Annotated in this window: 13 protein-coding genes; 11 read left to right on the top strand and 2 right to left on the bottom strand. The window is 34.9% G+C overall.

Annotation, left to right across the window (positions count from 1 at the left end; genetic code table 11):
• The first annotated feature begins 56 nt into the window (after nt 1-56).
• Nucleotides 57-1,601 (top strand): serine hydrolase, encoded by a 1,545-nt coding sequence (locus H6W52_RS11400; RefSeq protein WP_116098476.1) that lies wholly within the window; start codon nt 57-59, stop codon nt 1,599-1,601.
• Nucleotides 1,602-2,166: 565 nt separating this feature from the next.
• On the opposite strand, the gene H6W52_RS11395 is transcribed toward H6W52_RS11400, so the two are convergent.
• Nucleotides 2,167-2,646 carry a SixA phosphatase family protein gene (locus H6W52_RS11395; RefSeq protein WP_076393059.1) on the bottom strand — a complete coding sequence of 160 codons (480 nt, stop codon included), beginning with the start codon at nt 2,644-2,646 and terminating at the stop codon, nt 2,167-2,169.
• Between the two features lie 114 nt (nt 2,647-2,760).
• Between H6W52_RS11395 and ruvX the strand changes: the two genes are divergently transcribed.
• The 5 genes from ruvX (at nt 2,761) to H6W52_RS11370 (ending at nt 7,289) form a co-directional block, all read left to right on the top strand.
• Nucleotides 2,761-3,177 carry a Holliday junction resolvase RuvX gene (ruvX, locus tag H6W52_RS11390; protein WP_116098477.1) on the top strand — a complete coding sequence of 139 codons (417 nt, stop codon included), beginning with the start codon at nt 2,761-2,763 and terminating at the stop codon, nt 3,175-3,177.
• Entirely contained in the window at nt 3,174-3,746 is a 573-nt protein-coding gene (gene def, locus H6W52_RS11385; protein ID WP_087705801.1) for a peptide deformylase, read from the top strand. Before ruvX ends, def begins: the two co-directional genes overlap by 4 nt.
• 77 nt (nt 3,747-3,823) lie before the next feature.
• The gene (locus H6W52_RS11380) at nt 3,824-4,384 is read left to right on the top strand and encodes a DUF5606 domain-containing protein (RefSeq protein ID WP_116098509.1); all 561 of its coding nucleotides are present in this window, start codon (nt 3,824-3,826) and stop codon (nt 4,382-4,384) included.
• 212 nt (nt 4,385-4,596) lie between these two features.
• Nucleotides 4,597-5,853 carry an AbiH family protein gene (locus H6W52_RS11375; RefSeq protein ID WP_116098478.1) on the top strand — a complete coding sequence of 419 codons (1,257 nt, stop codon included), beginning with the start codon at nt 4,597-4,599 and terminating at the stop codon, nt 5,851-5,853.
• Nucleotides 5,854-5,897: 44 nt separating this feature from the next.
• Complete coding sequence (locus tag H6W52_RS11370) at nt 5,898-7,289, top strand: hypothetical protein (RefSeq protein ID WP_116098479.1); 1,392 nt, start codon at nt 5,898-5,900, stop codon at nt 7,287-7,289.
• A gap of 143 nt (nt 7,290-7,432) precedes the next feature.
• Here the strand turns inward: H6W52_RS11370 and H6W52_RS11365 are convergent, their stop codons facing one another.
• Complete coding sequence (locus H6W52_RS11365; RefSeq protein ID WP_116098480.1) at nt 7,433-7,657, bottom strand: helix-turn-helix domain-containing protein; 225 nt, start codon at nt 7,655-7,657, stop codon at nt 7,433-7,435.
• A 1,148-nt stretch (nt 7,658-8,805) separates the two neighbouring features.
• Between H6W52_RS11365 and H6W52_RS11360 the strand changes: the two genes are divergently transcribed.
• The 5 genes from H6W52_RS11360 (at nt 8,806) to H6W52_RS11340 (ending at nt 12,680) form a co-directional block, all read left to right on the top strand.
• A complete protein-coding gene (locus tag H6W52_RS11360; RefSeq protein ID WP_116098481.1) occupies nt 8,806-9,330 on the top strand; it encodes a hypothetical protein in 525 nt (174 codons plus the stop codon).
• Between the two features lie 486 nt (nt 9,331-9,816).
• A complete protein-coding gene (gene mazG / locus H6W52_RS11355; protein WP_116098482.1) occupies nt 9,817-10,584 on the top strand; it encodes a nucleoside triphosphate pyrophosphohydrolase in 768 nt (255 codons plus the stop codon).
• Nucleotides 10,585-11,664 carry an FUSC family protein gene (locus H6W52_RS11350; RefSeq protein WP_116098483.1) on the top strand — a complete coding sequence of 360 codons (1,080 nt, stop codon included), beginning with the start codon at nt 10,585-10,587 and terminating at the stop codon, nt 11,662-11,664. It begins immediately after the preceding gene.
• Between the two features lie 2 nt (nt 11,665-11,666).
• Nucleotides 11,667-12,539, top strand: a complete 873-nt coding sequence (locus H6W52_RS11345) for a hypothetical protein (protein ID WP_185216721.1) — start codon at nt 11,667-11,669, stop codon at nt 12,537-12,539.
• Nucleotides 12,540-12,680, top strand: coding sequence for a hypothetical protein (locus tag H6W52_RS11340; RefSeq protein ID WP_185216719.1), 141 nt, complete (start codon nt 12,540-12,542; stop codon nt 12,678-12,680).
• The last annotated feature ends 50 nt before the right edge of the window (nt 12,681-12,730 follow it).

Raw genomic sequence — 12,730 nt, 5'->3', positions numbered from 1 at the left:
TTAAATTTGAAAAGAGTTTAAACCGCTTTATTTACTACATTTGAAAAAAATTAAAAATGAAGCAGAAACTTTCTTTTTTCCTTCTTCTTTTATCGGTTGGGATTGCGAATGCGCAGGTTGAAGAGAAAAAACTGGACGAATTGGTCCAGAACACTTTAAAAACTTTCGATGTTCCGGGAATGTCGGTTGGTGTCATCAAAGACGGAAAGGTAATTTATTCCAAAGGTTTTGGGGTACGTTCTTTAACTTCCAAACAACCGATGGACGATACTACATTGGTCGGAATCGCCTCCAATTCCAAAGGTTTTACCTGCACCGCTTTGGCAATTTTAGCAGACGAAGGAAAACTGAGCTGGGACGATAGAGTTTCAAAATACATTCCGGAATTTCAGATGTACGATCCGTATGTTTCGCAGAATGTTACCATTAAAGATCTGGTGACACACAGAGCCGGATTAGGTTTGGGACAGGGAGATTTGATGTTCTTTCCGGAAGGCGGAAATTTAACGGTAAACGACATCGTTCACAACGTAAGATATTTAAAGCCTGAAAATCCTTTCAGAACAACTTTAGACTACAATAACATCATGTTTATCGTAGCCGGAGAAGTAATCCACAGAGTTTCAGGATTAAGCTGGGCAGAATTTATCGAGCAGCGCATTATGAAACCTGTAGGAATGACATCCAGTTTCGGAAGCTATAACAGAGCCAAAGCCGTTGCCAACAAAATTGACGCTCATGCACCGGTAGACGGAAAAGCCATCGCCGTTCCTCACGACTGGAACGAAACAGCCAACGCAGCCGGAGGAATTATGAGTAATATTAAAGACATGACGACTTGGGCAGAATTCCTGTTGAATAATTTCACAACGAAAGACGGTAAAAAATTAGTTTCAGATAAAAATGTTCAGCAGTTGTGGAGTTTACAGATTCCGAGCGGAGTGGCGGCGAAAAATCCTTATGATACCAGTTTCTACGGATACGGAATAGGTTGGTTTTTAAGCGATGTGAAAGGTCATAAACAAGTTCAGCATACAGGAGGACTAATCGGAACGGTAACGCAGTTTACGCTGATTCCGGATATGAAACTGGGAATTGTTGTCTTAACGAATCAGCAGTCGGGAGCGGCTTTCAACACGATTACCAATACCGTGAAAGATTCTTATCTGGGAATTGCAGACCGCAACTGGCTGAAAACCTACGGCGACCGGATGAAAAAAATGGAAGAAAGTTTTGATAAGCAGAAAAAAGAGGCTTTTGCAAAATCTGAAACATTTAAAAAAGATAAAAATTTACAGCCAAAACCGGAGCAGTTTGTAGGAATGTACAACGACCAATGGTTTGGTGATGTGGAAATTGCGCAGCAGGGAAGTATCTACAGAATCTCATGCAAAAGTTCTCCACGTTTAAAAGGTGAACTGCTTCCGTATTCCAACAATTCATTCATCATCAAATGGGACGACAGAAGCTACGATGCCGATGCGTATATTATTTTTGATTATGATGAAACCGGAAAAGCACAATCCGCAAGATTAAAACCAATCTCAGACGTTACAGATTTCAGTTTTGATTTTGATGATCTGGATCTGAGAAGAAAATAATTCAGGAAAAATCATTCAATATGATTGTCAATAGGAACGGGCTTTAGCCCGTCTTTTTGTTTGAAGTGGAGAAAAAGGCTTTAGCAAAATTATTGATTAAGTTTATTTAGGCTTTTTTATAAAGGTTCAAAAAGTTTTTAACACTTAAGTCACAGAAGATTAAATAAAAAAAATGCGAATATTTTAGAACACATTAGTTTTTAAAAATCTTTGATTTTTTTTTCTTTTGAGGACTTTACATATTCTAATTGATTGTCCGTCTATTAACCTAAAGCTTCGACAGGCTCAGCTTGACATCGCTAAAAATCAAGCGTTTAGTATTAAAGGTGTCACACTGAGCTTGTCGAAGTGCCTGTTATAAATAGTTGATTTTCATATCAGTGCATAGTAATAGGCTGTTTAACGGATATTCAATTATTCTAATAACGCTTTAAAATCTTTTGCGACTTTTGTGGTTAAATTCACCATTCACAAATTCACTTATCTACATTCTAAAACCACCCCGTCAAAAATTCTTTCGAATTTTCGCCACCCCTCCAGAGGAGGGGAATTTTTTACAGACGATTTATTTAATCTTTCCCGGATCGTAGAAAAACAGCAGTTTCTTTTTGGCTCCGTCGAATTCCGACCACGAATTGCAGTCGATCTCGAAACCGGCAACACCGCAGGTTGGAAAATGGAAAATATCTTCGGAAATAGAATTCGCAAAATTGGAAATTCCGTTGTTGTGAGAGAAGAAGGCAACCGATTCGTGGCTGTCGTCCAGATCGTAGATTACGGATTCGAAATTGCTTTCGGAAGGATTATAAAGTTTCTCATTCGTATTAATGCTGATCTGGTAAGTCTGGTTGAAAATTTTGCACGTATTCAGTGCGCGTACTGCGGGGCTCGATACAAAGTAATCGATCGCTACGTTATTGTTTTTCATGAATCGGGACATATGCATTGCTTCTTCTAAACCCTTGTCTGCCAATGGTCTGTCAAAGTCTTCCGTTTCTTCCGGCCAGTCGCTTTTAGCATGTCTTACGAGGATGAGTTTCTTCATAATTTTGTTTTTGAATAATTAAAATTATAAAAAAATTAGCGGATTAAAACATTGATTTATAAAAAAAACTGTGTTTGGAATAAAATCATTAAAATTTACTAAATTTGCAAACCTATGGGACAAATCCTTGCAATAGATTACGGAAAAGCTCGTTGCGGCATCGCTGCAACGGATGATATGCAGATTATTGCGAGTGGTCTGGAGACGGTGCAGACTTCATTAATTATTGATTTTCTGACGAAATATTTCGGTGAAAATCGGGTGGATGAAGTGGTAATCGGTCTTCCGACAGATTTAAAAGGGAATGTATCCGAAGTGGAAACAGATATTTTAAAATTCATCGAAGTTTTTCAGAAAGAATTTCCGATGATAAAAGTACACCGCTTCGATGAGAGATTTACCTCCAAAATGGCTTCGTTTTTTATCTCCCAAAGCGGAAAGAATAAAAAGAAAAGACAGGAAAAAGGATTAATAGATAAAGTAAGCGCAACCATCATATTGCAGAATTTTTTAGAACAAAGAACAAGATGATTTTACCGATAAGAGCCTTTGGTGACCCAGTTTTAAGAAAAGTAGGGAAGGATATAGACAAAGATTATCCTGAGCTACAGGAATTGATAGGCAACATGTTCGAAACCATGTACAGCGCCAACGGAATTGGTTTGGCTGCTCCACAGATCGGACTGGATATCCGTCTTTTTGTGATCGACGTAAGTCCTTTGGCAGAAGATGAAGATTATGAGGATATTAAGGATGAACTGGCAGAATTCAAGAAAGTATTCATTAATGCCAGAATTCTTGAAGAATCCGGCGAAGAGTGGAAATTCAACGAGGGATGTCTTTCTATTCCGGATGTAAGAGAGGATGTAAAAAGAAAAGGAACCATCGTGATCGAATATTATGACGAAAATTTTGTAAAACATACAGAAACTTTTTCCGATATTAGAGCCCGCGTAATTCAGCATGAGTACGATCACATAGAAGGAATTTTGTTTACAGACCATTTAAGCGCCTTGAAGAAGAAGCTTGTAAAAGGAAAACTGTCTAAAATTACTCAGGGTGATGTAAGCATCGGTTACAAGATGAGATTTCCAAAATAAAGTTTGAATTAAAATAAAAAGAATATTAAATAGCAGAAGGCGGAATGCCGATTGCAGAATTTACAAAAAATAAAATTATGCTGTTAGAAAAAATAATTTCAATTTCAGGAAAACCAGGACTTTTCAAATTAGTTTCACAATTAAGAAACGGATTTATTATTGAAGACGTTACCACGAAGAAAAAAGTAAGCATTGGAAACTCCAGTCAGGTAAGTTTGTTGGATAACATCGCGATGTTTACCTTTGATAAAGAAGTTCCGTTGTTCGAAGTTTTTGAAAATATTGCTAAAAACTACGATTACAAAGAAGCGATCCACCATAAAGCAACAGATGCTGAACTGAAAGAATTCATGACGGCTTCTCTTCCAAACTACGATACCGAAAGAGTATATGCTTCAGACATCAAAAAACTGGCGCAGTGGTACAACATCCTTCAGAAAGCGGGATACATTACGCCGGAAAGCTTCGTAAAAGCAGAGCCTGAAACTTTAGAAGGTGAAGCAGCAACGGAAGAAGTAAGCGTAGAAAAAGAAGCGCCTAAAAAAGCGCCAAAAGCAGAAAAACCAGCAGCACCAAAAGTAAAAGCAACTTCTGCCGCAAAATCTGCTCCTAAAAGCACCCACAGAAAGCAGGGATAATTCATTTACTTGAATTTAAAATATAAAACCTCGTCAGAAATGATGAGGTTTTTTGTTGTTACGATGTAGTGAAAAATGTTTCATTAAAAATTCAGTATAAATACGGATTGCCGTAAACGTTGATAATTTCTTATTATTACATTTATGAAATTAAATTCAAATAGATTATAGTACTATTTGATTCACTAAAATTCAAAAGAATTACAATTTGTATGAATAGAATATTACTAATTGGAAATGGATTTGATTTAGCTAATGGAATGAAAACTAGCTACACTGATTTTCTTAATGATTATTGGAAAAACAGTTTTTTAGAATATCAAATGAAAAAAAAGTCATTTGAGCCTTATGAATGCGATAATTTTTTTATTTCAGCAACAAACTATTTTTTGGATAGAAATTGTGAAAATTATCATGATGTAAAAGAATATCTCAAAAATACAAGATCTAATTTTAAAATTAAAAATAAATTTCTTCAACTAATTAGTGAAAAGTTACAATTAAAAAATTGGGTAGACATAGAACAAGAATTTTATTCTAATTTACTCTCCTTACTAAACTCAAAAGAGATTAACGAAGATAATCTGATTAAGGAACTTAATAATAATCTTGATAATATTAAGAGGTATTTAGAAAGATATTTACTGAATATATCTCAATCTTTTACTATTATTACTGAAATTCAAAATTATATTTCTCAGGAGATTTCTTCCCAAATAGTATTTTCAGAGATATCTGAAGATGCAAAAAATAAGTTGTTTGAGCAGGCTTGGAATTCTGTGCAATATGCTTTTAGAAATCAATTGCCAGCTTTACGTAAATCCTCTTTAGAACCTTTGCCTCCATCGGTTCTAAAATTTTTAAGTACTGAAAATATACGCAACAGAAATTTATTTTTCAAAAGTTTGCATGACAATAGTAATAATATTTTAGATGATATTTCGCAGACTGTTTTTGTTAATTTCAATTATACAAAAACAGAGGATTACTATATTTCTCCTGAAAATCATGTAATCCATATTCATGGTGAGCTTGATAATAATGCAAACCCAATAATTTTCGGTTATGGAGATGAATATGATGAAAACTATTCAGAGATTGAAAATTGTGGTAATGATAGATTTTTAGAAAATATGAAATCAATAAATTATTCTCAAACGGGAAATTATAAAAACCTACTTAGTACTTTGAATGAAGACTTTTATCAAGTATGCATTTTAGGGCATTCTTGTGGAAAATCTGATAGAACATTACTAAAGACAATGTTTGAACATGAAAATTGTGCATCAATAAAGATTTATTATAGAGAGTTTGAAAGAGATGGAAATTTATATGACAACTACTTAGATATTTATAAAAGTATTTCGAGAAACTTTGATGATAAGACAAAATTAAGAGATAGAGTTGTGAATAAAACTTTGTGTAAACCAATTGTTCCTATAGATATCCAGAAAAGAAATTTATCATAAGAAGTTAAATGAAAAGATAACAAAAAAATAAATAATAGTAACGAATGACAAATTTTTTACAACAAGAATTTAAAATCCATCCAGTAGGGCAAGGGTTATTTTACAGTGGTAAGATCACCCATGATAATAAGGTTAAGTTTCGAATGGTTTTTGATTGTGGAAGCATAAATAAGAAAGATTGTAACCAAGAAGTATATATTTATCGTGATAGTGATTTTTTAGACGAAAAAATTATTGACCTCTTAATAATATCTCATTTCGATGGGGATCATATTAATATGATTGAAAATTTATTGCATGAAAATATAAAGATAAAGAAATTGGTGATGCCGTTTTTAACTTTTGAAGAACGGTTATTTTTAGTATTGCGATACTTTAGTGATGAATCTCCCAAAGTAGAAGATGATTTTTTTATAAGATTTGCGTTAGATCCGCTTAATACCATTAGTGATAATCTTGATGATGATTCGCAGGTCTTTGTAATTGAGTCCGGTCCTAATGAGCCAATTAATGATGATGGCTTTATTCAATCAGAAAATAATGATTCGAAGAATAGATTTAAATTTGGTTTTAAAGACGCAGAAAAAATTAGTCCTAATAGAGATGTATTCACTTCTAACACAGAAATGGGAATTTTTAAAACCAATGATTCAAAAAAAGGTATTTTGTTTAATGGGATGCTGAAATTGATGGAGTTCATTTTTTATAGAAAAAAAGTACATGATGACGAAAAATTTTGGTATGATAAAATTACCGATATTTTTTATGAGGATTTTAAAATAGATAGGAACTTGCCAGATCAAGAATTATTGAATGTAACGTTAAATGAGATCAAGAAGATTAAATCTTCAAGTAAAATAAAAGAAATATTCACAAAAGCAAAGAAAGCAGTGGGGAATATCAAGGGAGATCTCAAGAATCTAAATACAACCGCACTTTGTATGTTACATAAAAATTTACCTGATATTTTTGAGTTGGGACACAATGCGGGTAGAAATTTTTATCATAATATAATCGTAAACTCAATTCATAAATTTGAATCTTCAAGAATAGAAAATACTGTTTTGAAATATTCTGATTACTACTGGAATTTTCATGAATATGATCGATCAAGTATTTTCCCAAATGTATTATTGACTTCTGATATTTTCTTATTGAAAAAAAATGATGTAGATCAATTTATGAGACACTATAAAAATTATTGGAATAATTTTTGGCTCTTCCAGATTCCTCATCACGGATCGGAAAAAAGCAGTGATGATTTACTTTATTCAAATTTGGTGCATACTAATCATTGTTTTATAAATTATGGTATTGGTAACAGAGATAAACACCCTAATACTAAGGTCATCCAAGATTTAGTTAAAACAGGAAATTCCTCAAAGATTATACCTGTAAATCAAATTGTAGGTTTGTGTTTTGCCTTATCACTATAGATAATTGAAACTCTGATTATGTAATTAATAGAATATAGTTATTTAGAAAAAAAGTAAAATCATATATTTTAAACGAAAAAATATAACCAAAAACTCCTGAAAACTCAGGAGTTTTTACATTTTGATTGAGGAAATAATGAATTTTAACTTTTTAAAAGCTGCTCAATATCAATATCCAAAGCAGTACAAATTTTCAGTAAAGTAGAAAATAGAAAATCTTCTTTTCCATTCTCAATGTCACTAATTTTAGATCGATCAATTTTACCTGCTAAATCTGCCAATTGTTGCTGAGATAAATTTTTTTCTTTTCGTTTATCTCTCAAATTTTTACCTACTGTTTTATAGATATTCAAAAATTTATCATCCATGCTAAAAAAAAATATTGTGGTTTTATTGCCACAATTAAAAATTGTTACTATATTTGTATCAGCGAATTAGCAAAAGCCTCAAAAGCCTTATTGAAAAGACGCATTCCGAGCCGACAACAAAAAGTTCAGCACTTTTTCGTCGGTAAAAATGGGGTCTTTGGATAGGTTTCAGGTACAAATTTTCAAAATACACAGATGATGAAAAAGAAGATCTCAACCCTGCTGTTTTCAGCACCTCCCGAATAAACGGAGTTCTGCTGCAATACCAACAACAGCGCTACACCGAGACTGCCCGCAAAAGCAGGAAGTCGGAGTACAGTTTTACCCAAAAACCTTTACCCTTCGAAATTCCTTTACGCCTAAAGGAAAGCCGAAGTACGCTAAAAATCCCCCTTAAAAGTACTGGCTTTCTTTTAATTTTCCAAATTATTTTCATCCCGAAAGGAATTTAAAAAATGCAGAAGGTTTCTCTGCCAAAGATCGGGAAGCGCTGTTGTTCCATTTGGCAAACTTTTGTCATCAAAACAAACGGATTTTAGTATTTTTTAAAGAGCTTGTTTAAGCTTTTTTATAAATAAGAATATTCTTGTTGGAAAACGCTAAGGCGCAAAGTTTTTTTATACATATCAAATATTTTAAGGCGCAAGAAAATCAAAGATTTTCAATAAAGGATTGGTGTTTAAGCTTTTTATAAATAAAAATATTCTTGTTGGAAAACGCGAAGGCGCAAAGTTTTTTTATTCATATCAAATCTTTAAGGCGCAAGAAAATCAAAGATTTTCGATAAAGGAGTGATGTTAATTTTATCGCAGATAAAATCCTTGCGTCTTAAAATAAGGCTGTATTTAATGAATATTTTGCGCCTTTGCGATGGTTTTAACTATTAAGGTAAATTTTAAGAATAAGAATCTATATAAATATTGGAAAAACGCTAAGGCGCAAGATTTGATAAAAGTCCTATTCTTTTAAGACGCAAAGAGAAAATCAAAGATTTTCTTTTATAATGTTGATGATAAATTTTATCGCAGATAAAATCCTTGCGTCTTGAAGCATACTATTTTAAAACAACTTCGCGCCTTTGCGAAAATCCAACCTATTAAAAACCAACCTGTTGAAATTCATAAAAAACGATAATCCAAAACAGACTCATGAAAAAGAAAAAAACAGATTTCGAAGCCAAATTCTGGTCAGGAACGAGAAAACATACCGCCATAAGTTTACTGGAAACCTTTTTCCAGTTCAATGATCTTGCTGCAACGAAAGAAACCCTCAATGAAATGGTACAATCTTCAGTACAGAAAAACACCCGAATCGCAAAAGAACCCGCCGAAATTTTCCATTTGTATCAATCGTTGCGGTCATTCATTCTCGTCTCTCATCACATCGCTAAAAAAGCTAAAAAAGGGAAGTTTAAAAATTCAACGGAAATCAGTTTTCCCAAAACAGCAATGAGCCTTTCAGAAAAAGAACAACGGAATCCGCTGCGCGTATTTCAGAACGCTTTTAAAGTCTGCACTTTGCCGGATTTCGATGATTTTCTGTCGGCAACAGCTTATTTCTCGTTGGGAAATTTCAGTTGTGACACGGAAAACAAGATCATTATTCCTTACTTCCAGCTCATAAAATTACTGGAAGCCGCCCCGCTGATTGTGGAAAATTGCCAAAAAAGATGAAGGGATAAGGTTGGCTGAGCGGAGTCGGTTGGCTGAGCGGAGCCGAAGCCAACCGCAGACTGTAATGACTTGTAATGTTGGCTTCGGCTCCGCTCAGCCAACTGCAATGGTCTGTAAAATAAAACGAAGAATCAAAATGGAACGAGTAAAACCGTTGGCTTCGGCTCCGCTCAGCCAACTATGATGGTCAGTAGAATAAAACGAAGAATTAGAATGGGATGAGCAAAACCGTTGGCTTCGACTTCGCTCAGCCAACTATGATGGTTTGTAAAATAAACTCAAAATCATAATGGGATGAGCAAAACTGTTGGCTGAGCGGAGTCGAAGCCAACCAGAAATATTTGTATAACGAAACCAAAAATAAAACGGAACGAGCAACACCGTTGGCTGAGCGGAGCCGAAGCCAACAACCACCCTCATTTATTTCAGGACAAAAGAACTTTCACAAAGATTTCCCGTAAATTTGTAAGACTTGAATTCTCAATTATGAATACCAAACAGGAAAAACTGGAAGCTTTCGGAAGATTATTAGACATTATGGACGATCTGCGCGAAAAATGTCCGTGGGATCAGAAACAGACGCTGGAATCGCTCCGCCATTTAACGTTGGAAGAAACTTACGAACTTTCGGATGCCATTTTGCAGAATGATCTGCAGGAAATAAAAAAAGAATTGGGAGATGTGCTGCTTCATCTGGTTTTTTATGCTAAAATAGGTTCTGAAAAAGGCAGTTTCGATATTGCGGATGTCATTAATTCTTTGAACGAAAAATTAATTTTCCGCCATCCTCACATTTACGGAGACACGGAAGTGAAAGATGAAGAGGAAGTAAAACAGAACTGGGAAAAACTCAAACTGAAAGAAGGCAACAAATCTATTCTGGGCGGCGTTCCGAAAAGTCTGCCGAGTCTGGTAAAAGCCTACAGAATTCAGGATAAAGTAAAAGGAATCGGTTTCGAATTTCATGATGCTGAAGATGCGTGGAAAAAAGTGGATGAAGAAATTCAGGAGTTTCATGCGGAAACCGATCTGGATAAAAAAGAGCAGGAATTGGGTGATGTATTTTTCTCATTAATCAATTATGCCCGAATTTCAGGAATCAATCCCGATTCTGCACTCGAAAGAACCAATCTTAAATTCATTTCAAGGTTTCAGAAAATGGAAACTTTAGCTTCGGAACAGAATCTGAATCTTGCCGATCTTTCTCTGGAAGAAATGGATGTTTTGTGGGAAAAAGCTAAACGTTTACAGTAAATGAAGGTACAGAACCCGGTGCAGAACAGATTTCAGTATCTCTTAGAGTTTAAGCAGACGGAAAGGAAATGGCATTTTCCTTTTCTTGCCGCGCTGTGCATCGGAAGCTGCCTTTTTATCGGATATTTTTTAGGAAAACCGAATTACGGCGCGCTTTCGAGTTTGGGCGCTTTAACGATTTTATATTTTACTTCGGCGCCGATTACACAGAGAATGATTCATCTCGCGATATGTGCTTTCGGAATTGTTTTCTCTTTTACGGTAAGTTCTTTTTTCGGGTTTAATATTTATTTTGCCGCGCTGTCGGTTGCCGTTATTTCTTTTCTGGCGCATTTTATTTCTTCGTATTTTAAAATTCCGCCGCCGGGAAATTTTTTCTTCATCATGGTTGCAGCAATGGCGAGTACCTATAAGTTTGATCTGGAAATGATTCCGACAAGAGTAGGGCTGGTTGCAATGGGAGCGATACTTTCCTGTTCCTTTGCTTTTCTGTACTCCGTTTTTATTGAAAAAAGCAAAGTGGTAACCGTACCGAGAAGAAGTTTCAACAAAAGAAGATATACAAAATTTGTAGAAAGCACCATTATCGGATTTTTTATGGCACTTACTTTAATCATCGGTCATCTTCTGGAATTTAAAAACACTTACTGGATTTCCATTGCGGCAGTCGCCATTATGCAGGGAAGGAATTTTGAGCACGTCCGACAGAGAAATATGCACAGAATTCTGGGAACTTTCATTGGAATTGGTTTGGCATGGGTGATTCTTTTGTTTAATCCAGAAAAGATCGTCATGATCGTTATCATCACCGTTTTACAGTTTATTATTGAATTGTTAATTGTAAGAAACTATGGTTTTGCGGTGGTTTTCATCACGCCTTTAACGATTCTTCTGGCGGAAACGGCAAGTGAAATTCATCATGATGTGGAAATTTTAATGAAGGCAAGATTATTGGATACCATTATCGGAAGTCTTATTGGTTTGGCGGCAGGATTTTTCCTCCATCATCAGCAGATTATTAATAAATTAGAGAAAAATATAAGGTTCTCTTATTTTCAGTTTAAAAAATTAAAAAAATAAATATGTTGCGCATCGTCGTTTTATCGTCATTTTTACTGTTGAGCTGTAATCCCAAAGCTCAGGAAGCTCCCAAAACCGATGATCTGAAGGTTGAATTTTCTTTGCCTAAAAAACTAAAGGAAGTTTCCGGTATTACTTTGTCTCAGGATAGCAATACAATCTGGGCAATTGAAGATCAGGGAAATAAAAACGTTATTTACGGAGTAGACCGAAAAGGAAACCTTACGAGTGATGTTCTGGTAGAAAACACAGAAAATCACGACTGGGAAGATATTACCAAAGATGCAGCCGGAAATATCTACATCGGCGACTTTGGAAATAATGAAAACGACAGGCAGAATTTATCGATTTTAAAAGTTGATTTAAAAGATGCCTCCCAAAAATCCACAAAAGTTACCCAAACCACAACATTTCATTACGAAGGACAGACGGAATTTCCGCCAAAGAAATCCAACTGGCTATACGATTGCGAGGCTTTCGTAGAGATCAATGGAAATTTCTACCTTTTCACCAAAAACAGAAGCAAAGGTTTCGACGGCACTTTTTTAGTTTTTCAGGTTCCTAACAAAGCAGGAGATTTTGAAGCAAAACTGATCGGGAAATTAAAACTTGACGGAGGATACAGCGATGCCGCCATTACTTCTGCAGCGATTAACAGCACGAAAGATAAACTTGTTCTCCTGAACCATAAAAATATCCAGATCCTCACTGGTTTTTCAGCAGATGATTTCAGCAAGACCAAGATTGAAAAAGTTTCACTCAACCACAATTCTCAAAAAGAAGCCGTTGTATTTGCTGCTGATAAAACACTGCTTATCGCCGATGAAAAGGATGGGAAAGAAGGCGGAAATGTGTATCAATTTAGTTTAAAATAAATGAATTTAGACGGATACGTCATGCAGAATGATGTCATACTTAAAGGATCTCATCAACGCATTTTCAATAATGAACACTATATTTTAATTGCCTGTTTTTATCAAAAAGACTTCGACAGGCTCAGTCTGACACAGCCATAAAACAACAGTTAGTATTAGGAATGTCATGCTGAGCCTGTCGAAGCATCTTT

Source organism: Chryseobacterium sp. C2(2020) (assembly GCF_014218915.1).
GTDB lineage: Bacteria > Bacteroidota > Bacteroidia > Flavobacteriales > Weeksellaceae > Chryseobacterium > Chryseobacterium mucoviscidosis.
Note: the sequence above shows the minus strand (reverse complement) of the source record. Positions and strands in the feature narration are given on the sequence as shown.